A 16,244-nucleotide genomic window follows, 5' to 3' on the forward strand; every position below is an offset into this window, starting at 1 on the left:
CACTGCAGATGTGTCCAGTTCAAGGGGCTTTTCCACCGCACATACGCCTCATGAACAGTGGATTTACCTTGCATCGCCCCTCCGCTGGAGGTAGCGCAGGGGAGAAATGCGCCTTTTGCGCCCGGCCACAAGGGAGGCTCCATGGGGACCGACTCACCCGCAGCACCGGCAGACAAGAACCGGTACAGCCTGTCCGAACACGCCTTCCGCGCACCCAATCTGGAGCCCGCGCTTTATATTGTCTCCACACCGATCGGTAATCTGGGCGACATCACAGTGCGGGCGCTGGAGACCCTGGCCGCTGCCAGCATGATTGCCTGTGAAGACACCCGCGTGACCGCGACCCTGACCCAGAAATTCGGCCTGAAGACCCCGCTATTGGCCTATCACGAGCACAATGCGGACAAGCAGCGCCCCAAAATTCTGGCTGGTCTTGAAGCCGGGCAGCCTGTTGCCCTGGTCTCCGACGCCGGAACACCGCTTGTCTCCGACCCGGGCTACCGGCTGGTGAAGGATGTTCTGGCTGCCGGATACAAGGTGGTGCCGATCCCCGGAGCGTCGGCGCCGCTGGCCGCTCTGGTTGCTTCCGGTCTGCCGAGCGACACCGTTCTTTTTGCCGGGTTTCTGCCGCAAAAGGGCGGCCCGAAACGCAAACGCCTTGAGGAACTGGCCGATAGTCCGGCCACACTGATCTTCTTTGAATCGCCCCACCGCACCGGCGCGACCCTCCAGCTGATGCGCGACCATCTGGGCGCAGAGCGCGAGGCGGTGGTGGCCAGGGAAGTCACGAAGCGGTTTGAAACCTTCGAACGGGGGCCGTTGCACGATTTGGCCGAACGCTTTGACGGCCGGACTGTGAAAGGGGAGATCGTTCTTCTGATCGGCCCGCCCGCCCCGCAGACCCCGGACACACCGGCGGAAAATGTGGACGCCCTGCTGCGCGAGGCCCTGACCTGTATGCCCGTGAGCGCGGCCGCCAAAACAATTGCAAAAGCCACCGGCCTTGACCGGAACGACCTTTACAAGCGGGCGCTCGATCTGAAGTCCGGGGATCGTTGAGATGGCCACGGCCCCAAACAAGACCGGCCGGTCCAAGGACACGGCCCGGCGCCGGAAGGCCCATGCGCTAGGCCTGTCAGCGGAAACCTGGGCCGCCTGGTATCTGCGCCTGACCGGCTGGCGCATTCTGAAACACCGCTACAAGACCAAGGCTGGCGAGATCGACCTGATTGCCAAAAGGCGCAAGACCGTTGCCTTTGTCGAGGTCAAGGCCCGCCGCAGCCGCCTGGCCGCGCTGGAGGCGGTGACCCCGGCCAGTCAAAGACGGATCACGAAAGCTGCCAAGATCTTTGTAACCGAGCATCCAAAGGCCGGTTTCTATACGCTGCGCTTTGACATTGTCATTGTCCGGCCCTGGGCCCTGCCGGAGCGGATTGAAAACGCTTTCGATGCTTTTTCATGATCCCCCGATGATCCCGCAGTTCGCGCAGCTTTTGCGGGCCGTTCTCTCTAACGGTCCTCTGGACAAACCGGTCCGGCCACCGCATATCTGGACCAACCATTCTGAAATCCCCCTGGAACGGGCCGTTACACCCTGGTCCCGGGCATATCTTTGAAAGCGGTCCTCTTTTTGATAGTCATCCGGTGGAGGTGGCCATCAGCTGATCCAGCGTGGATCGCGCATCCTCCGGGAGTTGCCACATGGCTTTGAAAGTAGCGGTCCAGATGGACCATATCTCGACCATCAACATTGCCGGCGACAGTGCCTTTGCGATGATGCTGGAAGCCCAGGCCCGCGGCCATGAACTTTACCATTATACGGCTGACCGGCTGGCCCTGCGCGGCAGCGAGGTCATGTGCGCGCTGGAACCGGTTGAAGTGCGCGATGAAAAGGGCAACCACTTCACACTTGGTGCGCGTCAGCGCCGGGACATGCGTGAGATGGATGTGGTGCTTATGCGCCAGGACCCGCCCTTTGATCTGTCCTATATTGCGGCCACCCATCTTCTGGAAAAGATCCACCCGCACACGCTTGTCGTCAATGATCCGGCGCAAGTGCGCAACGCTCCGGAAAAACTGTTCGTCACCGAATTTCCCGACCTGATGCCACCCACGCTGATCACCAAGGACAGGGCGGAGATTGATCTCTTTCGGGAAGAGCATGGCGACATTGTCATGAAGCCGCTTTTCGGCCATGGCGGGGCGGCTGTGTTCCGCATCACGCGGGACGATCTCAATTACGGATCGCTCTACGACTTTTTCGATGCCACCTTCCGCGAGCCCTGGGTAATCCAGAAATTCCTGCCGAATGTGAAACATGGCGACAAACGGATTCTGCTGGTTGACGGCACCTTTGCCGGGGCCGTCAACCGGGTTCCGGCGGCCGGGGACCTGCGCTCCAATATGGTGCGCGGTGGCGCCCCGACCGACAGCGACCTGACCGGCCGGGAGCGGGAGATCTGCGCCCGTCTTGGGCCATCCTTGAGGGAAAAGGGCCTCATTCTGGTGGGGATTGACGTGATTGACGGCCTGCTGACGGAAATCAACGTGACAGCCCCAACCGGCATCCGCGCCATCCGCAAACTCGGCGGTCCTGATGTGGCGGCGATGGTCTGGGACGTACTGGAAGCAAAGGTCAAGGGTTAGGACGGTTAGTTTCCGGAAACCATGCGCGCTATTTTCAAGGTGAAGCGGTCCGTCATTCCGGAGACATAATCGGCCAGCGAATGGGCCGCGGAATAGGCATCAGTGACATCGCGCACATCCACATAGGCGCTGCCGATCAGCTGCTGGTGATAGGAATCCAGCTTGTCCGCGTCCCAGCCCTTTTGGGACAGCTGCTGATAGACCGAGAAGACACCGTTCAGCACGGTGCGCAAGGCGTTGCGGCCCTGGACTTCCAGTTCGGACTTTCTCGCTGTCGTGAAAAGCCGGGTGTTGGCCAGCTCTTCCATGGCCCGGAATTCGGCGGCCTTGCTGGACACATCGATCAGGGACCGGGAAAAAGTCCCGTTCATGATCGCACCGTACTGGTCCTTGAACGCTTCCACGCAGGCATCAATCGACGTTCCGATCGCCCGCGCCCGTGCATAAGCGATCCGTTCTTCCGGGGTTCTGTCCGACAGATCATGATTGGAGGCCGGAAAGAGGGCATTCAAATGCTCCAGGACCGTCTCGCTGGTGAAGTCGCCGGATGTATGGGCGTCTTCAAGATCCAGAATATTGTAGCAAATGTCGTCGGCCGCCTCGACGAGGAAAACCAGCGGATGGCGTCGCCACCACCTGCCATGCACCGACCTTTCTTCCATAAGGCCGACCTTTCCGGCCACTTCTTCAAACAGGCCCAGTTCGCTTTCAAAGAGCCCGTATTTCTTCAGGCCGCAATAGTCTGACGCCAAATTGGTCTGGATGCCGGCCGTTACCGGATATTTTGCAAACGCCCCCAAAATGCCATGGGCGAGGCGCATGCCGCCGTCATTTCGATACATTTCAAGGCGCGTCAAGATCCTGAACCCCTGCGCATTGCCTTCAAAGGCGGTCAGTTCCGCGCGCTGGCCCTCCGTCAGGCCGTTGAAAAGAGATCCGTCTTCTTCGATCTTTTCGGCAAACCACTGACCGATCGCCTTTTCACCCGAATGGCCGAAGGGCGGGTTGCCAATGTCGTGCGCCAGACAGGCCGCCTGGACGATGCCGGAAACAATGTGTTTGTCATCCGCCTCGATATGACCTTGCTCTTCCAGCCAGTCGCCCACCTTCAATCCGAGGGAGCGTCCGACACTGCCGGTCTCGATGCTATGGATCAGCCGGTGGTGAATGTGGTCATGCTCATAAAGCGGATGAACCTGGGTCTTGTTCGCCAGACGCCGGAAGGGGGCGGAAAACAGGATCCGGTCGACATCTTGAACATAGATCGGCCGGTGCAGACGCTCCACATAGTGCGAATCCCGCAACCGGTTGCAATCAATCAGTTTTGCCCAGTCCACATCCTGTCTCCCCTTCGCAGGCAACCCGGCCCGCCGGTGCCTTTCCCGCACCCTAGCAACCTTGGCCCAGGCAGCAAATGTCCAGTTCAGCCGCCAGCGGGAGAGGGAGACGATTTGCCCAAGAAAAAACCTCCGCGCAAAACGCGGAGGTGAAAGTTTGTGTGCTTAGACAATGCAACAGAGGGCCTCACGGCAGCCTCTGACTATAGAACCCACCGAGGTCCTTGTTCTTCCAAGAAAAATGGAAATATCGGGAAAAAAGTTTGCACCTTTCCGATGGTCAAAAAGGTTAGTGTTAAAAATCAATATGTTAGCTCATGGTCGGTCTCGAAACTTTTTTCGAAACATCAAGTGGCACAATCACTTAGTCAACAATGGGTTGCATCTGTTTTTCTACCCGAAAGCCCCGGCCCGCAAGCGCGAGCACCTGCGGGCCGGGGCAGTCTGATGCCAATCTCAAACGGCAAGCCGGTTATTCAGCCGCTTCCGTGGCCAGGACGCCCCGGCGGATCTGGTCTTCCTCGATGGATTCGAACAAAGCCCGGAAATTACCTTCACCAAAGCCTTCATCCCCTTTGCGCTGGATGAACTCGAAGAAGATCGGCCCGATCACGGTCTTGGAGAAAATCTGCAGCAGGATCTTGGTCATGCCGCCATCCACGACCCCTTCGCCATCAATCAGGATTCCATGTTTTTTCATGCGCTCCAGCGGCTCGTCATGGCCCTGAACCCGGTCATGGGACATTTCGTAATAGGTTTCCGGCGGGCCGGGCATGAATTTCAGCCCGTTGGCGGCCAACTGATCGGTGCTGTCATAGAGTGTGTCTGTGCCAACCGCGATGTGCTGAATGCCTTCGCCCTGGTATTTTTTCAGATATTCCTCGATCTGGCTGGTGTCGTCCTTGGACTCGTTCAGCGGAATGCGGATCTTGCCGCACGGACTGGTGATCGCCCGGCTGACAAGGCCGGTGATACGCCCGTCAATATCAAAGAAATGGATCTGCTTGAAATTGAACAGGTCCCGGTAGAAGTCCCACCACGTGTCCATATTGCCGCGATAGACATTGTGGGTCAGGTGGTCGAGGTAATAAAATCCCACCCCTTGCGGTTTCGGGTCCACCTCACCAAGCCAGTCGAATTCCGCCGAATAGGCCGAACCCGTGGGTCCATAGGTGTCAACGAAATAAAGCAGCGATCCACCGATCCCGACAATGGCCGGCACGTTCAGCGTTTTGTCATCGCCTTGATAGGGCGTCGCGCCCCTGGCCACCGCATGGTCAAAGGCGTGCTGTGCGTTCACCACCCGCCAGGCCATGGCCGGCGCACACGGCCCATGGGTGTCGGCGAATGTCATGCCGTGGCTACCGGGCTCCGCATTGAGCACATAGGTAATGTCGCCCTGGCGGTAGAGGGTGACCGCCTTGGTCTTGTGCCTGGCCACGGGCACATAACCCATCTTGCGGAAGAGGGCGTCCAGCTTTTCCGGTTCCGGATGGGCGAATTCAACAAATTCAAATCCGTCGGTCCCGGCAGGGTTGTCCTGCGAAATCCGGGCGGGCGGGGCGTCGTGCGGGAACGGTCCCATGGCTGATCCTCCTTGTGGTCACATGCTGAACCAGAAGAATGCCCGTCCCGGCGCGCAGGGTGTGTGCAAACTACGTGTATTTGCGTCATAATATGCACAATACTTGCAACAAAATGGATCTTTACGCATGACATACGCGCTTGATGGCTTTGATATGAAACTTCTGGCGGCGCTCCAGCAAAATGCCGCATTGACCAATTCGGAGTTGGGGGACGTGATTGGCCTTTCCGCCAGCCAGGTGTCCCGCAGGCGGCAGAAGCTGGAAGAGAGCGGAACCATCCGGCGCTACCGGGCCGCGCTCGACCCGGAGGCCCTCGGTCTCACCGTGACGGCCTATGTGGGGGTGACGCTGGGGGCCCACAGCCGGGAAAACGCGCGCACGTTCCGCACCATGGTCACGGCCATGGCGGAGGTGCAGGAGGCCCACACACTGACCGGGGATGTGGATTATATGCTGAAGATCGTGGTGCCGGACCTGAAGGCCCTGAGCCGGATCATCAACGACCAGCTGTTGCCCCAGGAAGCGGTCCAGAATGTGCGTTCGTCCATCGCCATGGAAACTCTGAAAGACGACAATCTGCTGCCGCTTGGTTAGAAGACGGCCCTTTCTGCGACTGCGCCTCCAGACCGCAGGGGCGGCCTCACTGGTACGGCATCCTTGATGCTCCCCCGTCCGCCGACCAAAACTCCGCCTCATTCAGAGGGCGGACGCAGGCCGGTCTTGAAGGCTCCGCCCCTTGTTCCGAGTGTGCCGCTCCTCTTTCGAGCCGGTCCATAGGCCCTCCTCAAGAGGAGGGAGAGCGGGAGATACGGGTCCTTGAAAAGAGACGGCACCGCGCAGGAGCTTGACCTTTGCGGCGGTTTGTTGCTCCCGGGTTCTCCCTGCCTTAAAACCCGAACAGTTTGATCAGATCCGACCAGACATCCTTGCGCAGGCCGGGCAGGTCCGGGGCGGGCTCTCCCTTTCCGTTTAACAGGCAGAGATCCGAATAGCCTTTTTGGGCGGACACAAGACAATCTGACGGCGCCGGCGTGCCATCGGCCAGGTAAAGCTTCTTACCGGCGGTGGTTTTGACCAGCAACACCAGCGGGCTGTTGCCGTCTGCCACTTTGAACACATAGGTCGGATAAGTCCCGCCTTGCGGCTGGCCCCGGTCCTGAACCACATGGAAGATGGCACGGGCGCCGGAACGTTTTTCGTCCAGCACAAACCGGTAGAGCTTTGCCGTTGCGCTGCTGCCTGTCTGCGCCAGCGCGCCGAAATAGGCTGCGTTGTCTTCCTGCGGAACCGGGTCATATGCCTCCGCTTTGCCGGACAAACCCGATGCCTGCGCGGGCGCGGGCGCGGGCGGGCCATGTGCGGCAGTGGGCAGCAAGACAGCAAGGACGGCGGCAGAAAACCTGGATCCTGATAGCGGCAAGAGCGGCTTCCCTTGAAAGATGGCGGAGGCCTGCTTGCTAGCCCATGCGATCCGCCAGCACAATCTTGCACCTGCGGGCAAAAGTCCCATCTGTTAGGTCACGTTACGTCCGCCCTGACCGGGGATATTTATGGGAGCCATTCATGTTTGATGCAAAATCCTTGCTGGATCAGTTTCTGGGAAGCCAGGCCGGAGGCCCGCAGGGCGGCCGTTCTGGTGCGCCCTCACAGCGCGGCGGATCGGGGGATCTCCTGTCGCAGGGCAAGGATTTCCTGACTTCCCAGGGCGGTGGCCTTGCGCTTGGCAGTCTTGCCGGGCTGATGCTCGGCTCCAAATCCGGGCGCAAGCTGGGCAAAAAAGCCGTGACCTATGGCGGGCTCGCGCTGGTGGCCGGTCTTGCCTACAAGGCCTATCAGGGCCACCGGGCCAACCAGCAAAATGAGCCGCGCCCGCACTATCCGCAGGACGAGTTGGTGCCCTTGGAGGCACCGCGCGGAACCGCCTTCGATCCGGCGGAGCAGCCCGGGGGCGAAAACGGATTTGCCGTTTCCCTTCTGTCGGCCATGATTGGGGCCGCAAAGGCAGACGGACATATCGACCAGCAAGAGCAGGACCGGATCTTTGCCAAGATCGACGAAGCCGGGCTCGACAGGGAGGCCAAGGCATTTCTGATGGATGAATTGCGGGCTCCGCTGGATCTCGACAAGATTGTCGCCAGCGCTTCGTGCCCGGAAACAGCGGCCGAAATCTATGCCGCCTCCCGCCTTGCGATCAACCCGGACCATCCGGCGGAAAAAGCCTATCTTCAGATGCTGGCCGCCCGCCTCGGTCTGGAAGAAGGGCTGATCAACGAGATTGAACTGGCCGTGCGCGAGGCGGAACTGGCCGAATGAGCCTGGGCCGTCCCGGTTGCCAAACCGGGGCGGCGCCACGGGCATGCAGCGCTACTGCGGCACCGGCCCGACATAGTGGGAGGCCGGACGGATCAGTTTGCCGGTCTCCTGCTGTTCCAGCATATGGGCGCACCAGCCGGGTGTGCGGCCAACCGCAAAAAGCGGGGTGAACAGGCTGCGGTCAATGCCAATCGCATCCAGAAGCACGGCCGTATAGAATTCCACATTGGTTTGCAGCGCCCGGTCCGGCTTGGCTTTTTTCAGCGCCGCCAGGGCTGCGGCTTCAATCTCTTCGGCAAGCCGGGCCTTTGGGCTGTCCCGCCCCAGCAGCTTCAGCCCTTCTTTGAGAACATCCGCACGCGGATCGCGGGTCCGGTAAATGCGGTGACCAAATCCCATCAGCCGCTCCTTGCGCTCAAGCGCCGCTTCAATCCAGGCCCCGGCCTTCTCCGGCGTGCCGATGGCGTCGATCATGTCGAGGACCGGCCCCGGCGCGCCGCCATGGAGCGGCCCGCTCAAGGCTCCCATCGCCCCCAGCACCGCCTGTTTCGGGTCGGCAAGGGTTGAGCCGATCACCCGGGCGGTAAAGGTGGAGGCGTTGAGGCCATGGTCGAGAATGGTGACCAGATAGCGGTTGAGCGCGCTGATACGGCTGAAGGTGGCAGGTGTGCCGTCCAGCATCCGCAGGAGATCGGCTGCCGCCGACAGGTCCGGATCCGGCTGCACCGGCTGAGCGCCGGTCTTCAGACGGAAAGATGCCGCCAGAAAAACGGGCAGGGCGCCGCAAATCGTGAGACCATCCTGCCCAGTGCCCTCATCGGGCAGCGCGGCAAGCCCCAGCTGCATGCGTTCATAGACGCTCAGCGTTTCCCCTGCCTGTTCCAGAACCGGCAGCAGGGAATAGGCGGTCTGCCGGGCTGCACCAAAAGCCTGTTTCACGCGGTCCGGGTCTGCCGGAATGTGGTCCTGCCACAGATGGGAGACGGCCTCTTCGAAGGACAGTTTTCCGGCCAGGTCCTCGATCCTGCGTCCGCGCAGGACCAGAACGCCGTTCTGACCGTCCACATGGCTGAGGCGGGTGAAGGCGGCGACAACCCCTTCCAGCCCGGCGGCGGTGTCTTGGGTCATCCGGGTGGGATTTGGCACATCGGTCATGGATCTCTCCTTTGGTTTGCCTGAGGCTGCGCTCACTAAGAGGACCCAACTTGAATTGATCAATATTGATTAATACAATCAAGATATGAGCACACCAATCTACCTCTCCGCCCGGGAAGCCGCCGCCGAACTCGGTGTCCAGCCCGCAACGCTTTATGCCTATGTCAGCCGGGGTCTGATTGCCTCCGTGGCCGGTCCCGGCAAGAAACGCCGCTATGACGCTGCGGATGTGCGCCGGCTGAAGGGCCGCCGCCAGGCGGAAGACCATACCGGCGCCCACCCGCTGAGCGGAGACCCGGTGCTGGAAACAGAACTGACGCTGATCAGCGAAGACGGGCCGGTGTACAGGGGCCGCAGAGCCCGGGACCTGGCCCAAACCTCCACCCTGGAAACAGTTGCGACCCTGCTCTGGGCTTCCGAAGACGACCCCTTTGCCGGCAATGTGCCGCGTCCTGCCCCCCCCATGCCCGCCGGGCTGGCGCCGCTGGACCGGCTGATGATGGCCCTTGCCGCCTGGCCGCTTCAGGACAAGGCCGCCTACACCCTTGCCCCGAAGCTGCTCCACACCAAGGCGGCGGCCCTTTTGCGCTATTCGGTGGCCGCCCTTCTGGGAACAGAGCCCTCGGACCAGCCCGTCCATACCCAGATCGCCAACGCCTATGGGCTGTCATCCTCTGGAAAGTCGCTGATCCGGGCCGCCCTGGTGCTGTCTGCCGATCATGAGCTGAACACCAGCGCCTTTTCAGCACGCTGTGCAGCCTCCACCCGGGCGCCACTCCATGCGGCGCTGATGTCCGGCCTCGGGGCGTTTTTCGGACCGCTGCACGGCGCTGCGCCGGACCGGGCAGCCGCCTGGCTCGCCACCCTCCAGCCCGAGACGGATTTTGAGGACGTGTTCGCGGACCGGCTGGCCCGGGGCGAGACCCTGCCCGGGTTCGGCCATGCCGTCTATCAGGGACGGGACCCTAGAGCGGATTGTCTTTTGGACCTGCTTGTCTCAACAGAAGCCGGACAGCCCTTTGTGGCCCGCCTGCCGGAACTGATTTCTGCGGCGGACAAACTGTTTGGCTTGCCGCCAAATATCGATTTCGCCCTGTCGGTACTACAAAAAGTCTATGACCTGCCCAAGGATGCGGGCAAGGTAATCTTCTGTGCGGGCCGGATCTCCGGCTGGATCGCCCATACATTCGAGCAGTATAAGAGCCACGAAAAGATCCGCCCCCGCGCCGCCTATATCGGCGAACGCCCGGAATAAAACCAACCTCTGGCTGCGCTTTCCCGGACCGGTGTCCGGATCTTAAGCCCCAGCCGAAATTGTTACAAAGCTTCGTTCTGGACACACCAGTCCGCAGGGCGCACGTCTTTTGCCTTATCTTACCCCGCCAGCATGCGGCGCAAATGCACAATGCGTTTGTCGCCGCGCTGTTCCTCGCCCGTCTCTTCAAAGCCGGAGCGTTTGTACCAGGCCCTGTTCGCCTTCATCAGAACATTGGTGTAGAGCCGCACCTCCCCATAGCCCATTTCCCGGGCCCGGTCCTGGGCCATGACCAAAAGCTGCCGCCCAAGACCCTCACCCTGACGGACGGGGTCAACGGCAATGCTGTCAATTAGCAAATACGCGTCCTGCGGCACCAGCACCAGGCTGGCCCCCAGGTGGCCTGCCTCGCCACGCAGCACCCAGACTTCAGCCTCCCGGATCAGTGCGCCATAATCCGCCGTCATCGGCGCAGGAACGGCGTTCATGACCGGGATAAAGACCTCATAGGCCCGCCGGGCGAGATCCACCAGAGGCCTTTCGTCCTGCGATCCCGCGCGTTCAAATCCCTCCCGGCTTGCGGTTTCTGTGTCCGGCGTCATGCGCTGCCCCTCATGAAAGCATCAAATTCGGCGAAGCCTTCCGCTCTTTCAAAACAGCCGAAAGAGCCCCCATCTTTCATGTCTTCTGCCGCCGCAAAAAACGCGCCGAGCGCGATCCGCGCAAGGCCGGACCCGATCGAGACCCGGGCAACGCCAAGGTCGGCGAGCTCCTTGCGGGTCAGATGAAACTGCTTGCGGCCGGCAAGAATGTTGAGCGGCGCGCCGACCCCCGCAAGCACAGCTGCAATCTGGTCCCGGTCTTTCAGTTCCGGCGCATAGACACAATCCGCCCCGGCTGCGGCAAAGGCCTTCAGGCGCGTCACGGTCCTGTCCAGTTCATGCTGGGTCCTGACCGGTCCTTCACTGCGGGCTGTCAGAACAAAATCCGGGGCCAGCCGGTTGCGCAGGTCCGCCGCTGCCTTGATCCGCTCGACCGCCTCGTCAAGCGGGTAATAGGGCCTGTTGGGATCTGCCGTGTAATCTTCGATCGAACAGCCCGCAAGGCCAACCTCAATGGCGCCTTTCACAGTTTCCACCACCGCCTCGGGGCTGTCGCCGAAGCCGTTTTCCAGATCCCCGTTCACCGGCAGATCGGTTGCGCCAATGATATCGGCCGCATGGGCGAGGGCATCCTCCCGGCTGATCAGCCCTTCCGCATCCTTTACACCCCGGGTCCAGGCATACCCGGCACTGGACGTGGCCAGGGCCTCAAACCGCATCCCGTCCAGGATGCGGGCGGTGCCAATATCAAACGGGTTGGGCATCAGGAACGCCCGCCCGCCGTCATGCAGGGCCTTGAAAGCGGTCCGCCGTTCTGCTGCGCTTCGCATGGTCCGATCCTCCTTACCAGTTTCGTCCGGCTCTGCCGCTCTTGTCCGCGGTGCCGCTGTCGGCGCACACGGTTTCAAACAAGACCGGCAAAAACCAGTTCCAGTTTAGAGAAAAAATTGGGCACCGGCCGGAAAACTCTCCTTAAGGAAGATTTTTGTTGAAACGCACCTTTTGCGTGTGTTCAGGGCGTAGCTCGGGTGACCTTGGCGGCGAAGCAACCGCGCCGTGCATAATGCAGATGCAGGTAGTCCGCCTCGGGATTGGCGAGATACGTCTCAATCAGCGGGATGGCCTCCTTCCCGTCAATCACATCCGCCTCAATGATTTCATGCGCGGCATTGAACGCCCGCACGGACAGAAGACGGCTGGAGATGGAAGCCGGAAGACGGTCCGCGTCCGGCTGGCGCGCCACAGCCCCGTCGCGGACAAAAATAGCGTGGCGGGAGCGGTAGGGGCTGTCCCCGGACTGGTGCTCGAAATTCAGGAGCAGCACCCGTGCCCCCTCTGGCGCATCTTCCAGTGACACGCGGCAGGGAAACTGGCCGTCAGAGATATGCGCTTGCACGTTATGCGACGCCAGTTGCCGATCGGACAGGCCGAAAAGCTTGGTGAACGGGTCAGCGGGCAGGGGGTGGATCTGAAACATTGTGGGCAGGTCTCCATTGGTTTGGACCCACAGACCTATAAAAAACGGAGCCACCCAAGACGACCCGATTTGCGAGCCGGCTCACACCGGCCGCTGCTGCCGGTGCCACGAGGTCAGCAGGATCATGCCCATGATCACCAGATAGGGCAGGTAGAACCGTGTCTCGTAATGCGGGAACACCAGATATTTCGCGCAGACGGACGCAAACACCGCAAAAAGCAGCACCTTGGCACGCAGTTCCATGGCTTCCACAGAGAGGCATCTGGCAAAAAACACGATTTGCGCAAACAGCACTGCAGGCCAGGTGAAGCCCATCAGCGCGCGCACCGTTGAGCGCATCAGAATTTCGAGGTAAGCGGCGATGGAAAAAGGTGGATCAAAACCCTCAAGGGTCGGCACATACTCGATATGGGTGAACCACAAATGGATCCACCAGCCCGGATGATGCGCGCCTTTCGTGAGCCAGAGATAGAGACCGGTGCACAGGGCAAAGCAGGAAGTCATGGTCCAGCGGCCCGGACCGTAAATAGCCGCAAACACAAAAAAGACCCCGATAAAGGCCAGATGGTCGGGCCGAACCAGAAACGCGGCCAAGAGGCTGAGGGCGGCCGGAAGGTCAAGCCTTTCCAGATAAAGCAGCGCGGCAAGCACCAGGAAAAAGGCTGCGTAGAGATCCGGTGACAACAGTTCGGCCGTATAGCCGAAGGCAGAGACCATCAGCAGCGCCACGACGACGGGCCCATACATCAGGCAGCCGCTGCGCCCCAGCCAGACCAGAAGCACGCCGCCCAGCCCCAGGGCGGAGGCCAGCGAGATGAGCCGAAGCGCCTCCACCGGCCCTGTGAAGGGCGCCAACAGGCGGGCTGTTTCAACATAAAGGATCTTGAGCCGGTAGAAGCCGAGCATGGTGGCGAAAGCCGTCGCATCCTCCGCCTGACGGATGCGGTAGGGCCGGTCGCCGGTCAAGGTGGCATAGGCGCCTGCCGGGATATTGTCCTTCACCGCCGTATAAGCCCGCTGGTGCAGGGCTTGCGGGTCCGGGATCTCCGGTTCCAGCATAACGGCCGTATAGGCGAGCATGTCCCAGTTGGAAACCGGAAAGAGATGAACGACGGCGGCGGTCATTACAATGAACACGCCCAGCACACCCCCGCCGATCCAGCCGCGCACGGGACGGTAAAGACGGCAAAGCAGGGTGAAGACAGCCAGACAACCGCCTTCCAGACTGCGTTGGGCCAAATTGGGCATGTTTTAAAAGCCTCGCCGGAGGGAACCTCCGCGACAATCGCAAGGCTGTGTAAGGATGAGGTAAACGAAAGCACAGGTCGCAAACAGCGCAAAACCGCCCCGCCTCCCCGGCGCGGCGATGGGTTGCAGGCCCTCCCCTATGTGGCTAACTTGACCGCCCCCCTCTGCCGTGCTCCATCGCAAAAACAACCGATAGGAGGAACTATGCGCGACCTTGGTTCTTGGGACTATGTGATTGTCGGCGCCGGAACGGCGGGTTGCGTTCTGGCCAACCGGTTGTCGGAAGATCCGTCTGTCAAAGTTCTGCTTCTGGAAGCAGGCAAGCGGGACAATTACATCTGGGTGCATATTCCGGTCGGCTATCTCTATTGCATCGGCAATCCACGTGTGGACTGGGGCTTCAAGACGGCGCCCGATCCCGGTCTCAACGGCCGCTCGCTTCTCTATCCGCGCGGCAAGGTTCTGGGCGGTTGTTCGTCTATCAATGGCATGATCTATATGCGCGGCCAGGCCTGGGACTACAATCACTGGCGCCAGCTGGGACTGACCGGATGGGGCTGGGACGATGTTCTTCCCTATTTCCGCAAGTCCGAAGACCATTATGCCTGGGACAACGACATGCACGGGCAGGGTGGCAACCTGCGCGTGGAAGAACAGCGCATGTCCTGGGAAATCCTGGATGCCTTCCGGGACGCCTGCGAACAGACCGGCATTCCCAAGACCCAGGATTTCAATGACGGCGACAATTTCGGCTCCGCCTATTTTCAGGTGACCCAGAAATCGGGCTGGAGATGGAACGGGGCCCGGGCCTTCCTGCGCCCGGCCCGCAACCGGCCGAACCTTCAGGTGGTGACCGAAGCCCATGTGGACCGGATCACCTATGAAACCGGCAAGGCCACCGGCCTGGATCTGGAGGTTGCCGGTCAGCCTGCCAAGGTAACGGTGGCCGGGGAATTGCTGCTGGCCGCCGGGGCCATCGGCTCGCCACAATTGCTGGAACTGTCAGGCATCGGCAATCCGGATGTTCTGCGCAAGGCCGGGGTCGAGCCTCGCCACGCCCTGCCGAATGTGGGCGAAAATCTTCAGGATCACCTGCAGCTCCGGCCGATTTTCAAGGTGAAGAATGTACTCACCCTGAACGAGTTGGCCAGCAGCTGGTACGGCAAGGCCAAGATCGGGCTGGAATATCTGCTCAAGCGCTCCGGCCCGATGGCCATGGCCCCGAGCCAGCTGGGAGCCTTTGCCCGCACGGACCCGTCCTTTGAGACGGCGAATGTGGAATTCCATGTCCAGCCCCTGTCCCTGTCGAAATTCGGCGAGCCGCTGGATCCCTTCCCGGCGATGACCGCCAGCGTCTGCAATCTGCGCCCGGAAAGCCGGGGGCATGTCCATATCGCCGCTCCGCAAAAGACACAGCAGCCGGAGATCTGCCCCAATTATCTGTCAGCGGAGGCGGACCGTCGGGTTGCCGCCGATTCCATCCGCCTGGCCCGCAAGATCATGTCCGCCCCGGCGATGCAGCCCTACGAGCCGCAGGAGCATCTTCCCGGACCGGATCTGACCAGCGAAGAAGACCTGAGCCGGGCTGCGGGCGAGATCGGCACCACGATCTTCCATCCGGTGAGCACCTGCCGCATGGGCGTGGACGAGGGGTCGGTGGTGGATGAGCGGCTAAGACTACGCGGGTTCGACAATATCCGGGTGATCGACGCCTCCGTGATGCCAAAAATCACCTCCGGCAACACCAATGCGCCAACGGTGATGATTGCAGAAAAAGGCTCCGACATGATCAAGGCAGACCGCAGAAGCGCCGGTGCGGCCTGAACCCATGCGCTGTTTCGCCCGTCTTGGACTAACCTGCTTTCTTCTGCTGTCCTGGCTGCTGCCCGTCTCGGCTGAACAGCTAACCGTGTTTGCTGCCGCCAGCCTGCGGGAGGCGGCGGAGCAGATCGGGACCGCCTTTGAAGCCCAGACCGGCACAAAGGTTGTTTTTTCCTTTGCCGGAACCGGCACGCTGGCCCGGCAGGTGGCCGCAGGCGCACCCGCAGACGTGTTTTTGTCAGCAGATGCCGACTGGATGGACTATGTGGCCGCAGAAGATGCGGTGGTAAAATCCTCCATCGAGGAGGTTGCCTCCAACGCCATTGTGCTGGTCGGGCCGGAAGGCGCCGCGCCGCTCCGCCTCTCACCTGACAGCCTGTCCCAAAGGCTCGGCGGAGAGCGGTTGGCAATTGCCGATCCGGAGACGGTTCCCGCCGGGCGCTATGGCAAGGCCTCTCTCAAAACCCTCGGCTTGTGGCAGAGCGTGTCGGGACAGCTGGCGCCGATGGAAAATGTCAGGGTCGCCCTTGCCGCCGTTGCCAGGGGCGAAACCCCCCTTGGCATTGTCTACCGAACGGACGCGGCCATCGATCCCAAGGTGAGCGAAGTCGTGGAACTGCCGCAGGACAGCCATCCCAGGATCCGCTATCTGGCGGCGCGGACCACAATATCCACAGCGCCCGGGGCCACCGTGTTTCTGTCCTTTGTCACCGGCCCGGAGGCACAAGAGATCTTGCGCTCCCTGGGCTTTGTGACGGATAAGATCAAGTAGGCTGCCCTGCCGGGGCAGTCCTGTGATCTTAA

The 16,244-nt window shown here is 61.1% G+C and carries 16 protein-coding genes; 8 read left to right on the forward strand and 8 right to left on the reverse strand.

Going from position 1 to position 16,244, the window contains the following annotated elements:
• Positions 1 to 141: 141 nt before the first annotated feature.
• The 3 genes from rsmI to gshB all read left to right on the forward strand — a co-directional run bounded on the left by rsmI (position 142) and on the right by gshB (position 2,646).
• Positions 142 to 1,059, forward strand: a complete 918-nt coding sequence (gene rsmI, locus ACXAH0_RS14185) for a 16S rRNA (cytidine(1402)-2'-O)-methyltransferase (RefSeq protein ID WP_475181660.1) — start codon at positions 142 to 144, stop codon at positions 1,057 to 1,059.
• Position 1,060: 1 nt separating this feature from the next.
• The gene (locus ACXAH0_RS14190) at positions 1,061 to 1,462 is read left to right on the forward strand and encodes a YraN family protein (RefSeq protein WP_475192277.1); all 402 of its coding nucleotides are present in this window, start codon (positions 1,061 to 1,063) and stop codon (positions 1,460 to 1,462) included.
• 239 nt (positions 1,463 to 1,701) lie between these two features.
• On the forward strand, positions 1,702 to 2,646 hold the full coding sequence (gene gshB, locus ACXAH0_RS14195) for a glutathione synthase (protein ID WP_475181666.1): 945 nt from the start codon (positions 1,702 to 1,704) through the stop codon (positions 2,644 to 2,646).
• A 5-nt stretch (positions 2,647 to 2,651) separates the two neighbouring features.
• Here gshB and dgt read toward each other — a convergent pair whose 3' ends face one another.
• Together dgt and hppD are read right to left on the reverse strand one after the other, a co-directional pair.
• Positions 2,652 to 3,983: a dGTP triphosphohydrolase gene (gene dgt, locus ACXAH0_RS14200; protein ID WP_475192279.1), complete on the reverse strand. Its 1,332-nt coding sequence runs from the start codon at positions 3,981 to 3,983 to the stop codon at positions 2,652 to 2,654.
• Between the two features lie 472 nt (positions 3,984 to 4,455).
• Positions 4,456 to 5,568 (reverse strand): 4-hydroxyphenylpyruvate dioxygenase, encoded by a 1,113-nt coding sequence (hppD, locus tag ACXAH0_RS14205; RefSeq protein ID WP_475181676.1) that lies wholly within the window; start codon positions 5,566 to 5,568, stop codon positions 4,456 to 4,458.
• Between the two features lie 127 nt (positions 5,569 to 5,695).
• On the opposite strand from hppD, the gene ACXAH0_RS14210 reads away from it, so the two are divergent.
• Positions 5,696 to 6,163 carry an Lrp/AsnC family transcriptional regulator gene (locus ACXAH0_RS14210; protein ID WP_475181682.1) on the forward strand — a complete coding sequence of 156 codons (468 nt, stop codon included), beginning with the start codon at positions 5,696 to 5,698 and terminating at the stop codon, positions 6,161 to 6,163.
• A gap of 292 nt (positions 6,164 to 6,455) precedes the next feature.
• On the opposite strand, the gene ACXAH0_RS14215 is transcribed toward ACXAH0_RS14210, so the two are convergent.
• Positions 6,456 to 6,887: a hypothetical protein gene (locus ACXAH0_RS14215; RefSeq protein ID WP_475181685.1), complete on the reverse strand. Its 432-nt coding sequence runs from the start codon at positions 6,885 to 6,887 to the stop codon at positions 6,456 to 6,458.
• Positions 6,888 to 7,132: 245 nt separating this feature from the next.
• Here ACXAH0_RS14215 and ACXAH0_RS14220 point away from each other — a divergent pair, with 245 nt between their 5' ends.
• Entirely contained in the window at positions 7,133 to 7,882 is a 750-nt protein-coding gene (locus tag ACXAH0_RS14220; RefSeq protein WP_475181690.1) for a tellurite resistance TerB family protein, read from the forward strand.
• Between the two features lie 51 nt (positions 7,883 to 7,933).
• On the opposite strand, the gene ACXAH0_RS14225 is transcribed toward ACXAH0_RS14220, so the two are convergent.
• Positions 7,934 to 9,037 carry a citrate synthase/methylcitrate synthase gene (locus tag ACXAH0_RS14225; protein ID WP_475192281.1) on the reverse strand — a complete coding sequence of 368 codons (1,104 nt, stop codon included), beginning with the start codon at positions 9,035 to 9,037 and terminating at the stop codon, positions 7,934 to 7,936.
• 85 nt (positions 9,038 to 9,122) lie between these two features.
• Between ACXAH0_RS14225 and ACXAH0_RS14230 the strand changes: the two genes are divergently transcribed.
• Complete coding sequence (locus ACXAH0_RS14230; protein WP_475192282.1) at positions 9,123 to 10,292, forward strand: citrate synthase; 1,170 nt, start codon at positions 9,123 to 9,125, stop codon at positions 10,290 to 10,292.
• Between the two features lie 119 nt (positions 10,293 to 10,411).
• On the opposite strand, the gene ACXAH0_RS14235 is transcribed toward ACXAH0_RS14230, so the two are convergent.
• The 4 genes from ACXAH0_RS14235 to ACXAH0_RS14250 all read right to left on the reverse strand — a co-directional run bounded on the left by ACXAH0_RS14235 (position 10,412) and on the right by ACXAH0_RS14250 (position 13,619).
• Positions 10,412 to 10,894, reverse strand: coding sequence for a GNAT family N-acetyltransferase (locus tag ACXAH0_RS14235; protein ID WP_475192283.1), 483 nt, complete (start codon positions 10,892 to 10,894; stop codon positions 10,412 to 10,414).
• Positions 10,891 to 11,724, reverse strand: a complete 834-nt coding sequence (locus tag ACXAH0_RS14240) for an isocitrate lyase/PEP mutase family protein (RefSeq protein ID WP_475181704.1) — start codon at positions 11,722 to 11,724, stop codon at positions 10,891 to 10,893. The genes ACXAH0_RS14235 and ACXAH0_RS14240 overlap by 4 nt, the downstream gene beginning before the upstream one ends.
• Before the next feature lie 182 nt (positions 11,725 to 11,906).
• Positions 11,907 to 12,371: a DUF1203 domain-containing protein gene (locus ACXAH0_RS14245; RefSeq protein ID WP_475181707.1), complete on the reverse strand. Its 465-nt coding sequence runs from the start codon at positions 12,369 to 12,371 to the stop codon at positions 11,907 to 11,909.
• Between the two features lie 81 nt (positions 12,372 to 12,452).
• On the reverse strand, positions 12,453 to 13,619 hold the full coding sequence (locus tag ACXAH0_RS14250) for a hypothetical protein (RefSeq protein WP_475192285.1): 1,167 nt from the start codon (positions 13,617 to 13,619) through the stop codon (positions 12,453 to 12,455).
• Positions 13,620 to 13,823: 204 nt separating this feature from the next.
• On the opposite strand from ACXAH0_RS14250, the gene ACXAH0_RS14255 reads away from it, so the two are divergent.
• Positions 13,824 to 15,443, forward strand: coding sequence for a GMC family oxidoreductase (locus ACXAH0_RS14255; RefSeq protein WP_475192286.1), 1,620 nt, complete (start codon positions 13,824 to 13,826; stop codon positions 15,441 to 15,443).
• A 4-nt stretch (positions 15,444 to 15,447) separates the two neighbouring features.
• The gene (gene modA / locus ACXAH0_RS14260; RefSeq protein ID WP_475192288.1) at positions 15,448 to 16,212 is read left to right on the forward strand and encodes a molybdate ABC transporter substrate-binding protein; all 765 of its coding nucleotides are present in this window, start codon (positions 15,448 to 15,450) and stop codon (positions 16,210 to 16,212) included.
• Positions 16,213 to 16,244: the final 32 nt, after the last annotated feature.

It is taken from the genome of Roseibium sp. AWQ4_290, assembly GCF_056160985.1.

Excerpts from the sequence above, each read along its gene's own strand:
- rsmI (WP_475181660.1), top strand. The coding sequence starts at position 142 with ATGGGGACCGACTCACCCGCAGCACCGGCAGACAAGAACCGGTACAGC.
- ACXAH0_RS14190 (WP_475192277.1), top strand. The coding sequence starts at position 1,061 with ATGGCCACGGCCCCAAACAAGACCGGCCGGTCCAAGGACACGGCCCGG.
- gshB (WP_475181666.1), top strand. The coding sequence starts at position 1,702 with ATGGCTTTGAAAGTAGCGGTCCAGATGGACCATATCTCGACCATCAAC.
- hppD (WP_475181676.1), bottom strand. The coding sequence starts at position 5,568 with ATGGGACCGTTCCCGCACGACGCCCCGCCCGCCCGGATTTCGCAGGAC.
- ACXAH0_RS14210 (WP_475181682.1), top strand. The coding sequence starts at position 5,696 with ATGACATACGCGCTTGATGGCTTTGATATGAAACTTCTGGCGGCGCTC.
- ACXAH0_RS14220 (WP_475181690.1), top strand. The coding sequence starts at position 7,133 with ATGTTTGATGCAAAATCCTTGCTGGATCAGTTTCTGGGAAGCCAGGCC.
- ACXAH0_RS14225 (WP_475192281.1), bottom strand. The coding sequence starts at position 9,037 with ATGACCGATGTGCCAAATCCCACCCGGATGACCCAAGACACCGCCGCC.
- ACXAH0_RS14230 (WP_475192282.1), top strand. The coding sequence starts at position 9,123 with ATGAGCACACCAATCTACCTCTCCGCCCGGGAAGCCGCCGCCGAACTC.
- ACXAH0_RS14235 (WP_475192283.1), bottom strand. The coding sequence starts at position 10,894 with ATGACGCCGGACACAGAAACCGCAAGCCGGGAGGGATTTGAACGCGCG.
- ACXAH0_RS14240 (WP_475181704.1), bottom strand. The coding sequence starts at position 11,724 with ATGCGAAGCGCAGCAGAACGGCGGACCGCTTTCAAGGCCCTGCATGAC.
- ACXAH0_RS14245 (WP_475181707.1), bottom strand. The coding sequence starts at position 12,371 with ATGTTTCAGATCCACCCCCTGCCCGCTGACCCGTTCACCAAGCTTTTC.
- ACXAH0_RS14250 (WP_475192285.1), bottom strand. The coding sequence starts at position 13,619 with ATGCCCAATTTGGCCCAACGCAGTCTGGAAGGCGGTTGTCTGGCTGTC.
- ACXAH0_RS14255 (WP_475192286.1), top strand. The coding sequence starts at position 13,824 with ATGCGCGACCTTGGTTCTTGGGACTATGTGATTGTCGGCGCCGGAACG.
- modA (WP_475192288.1), top strand. The coding sequence starts at position 15,448 with ATGCGCTGTTTCGCCCGTCTTGGACTAACCTGCTTTCTTCTGCTGTCC.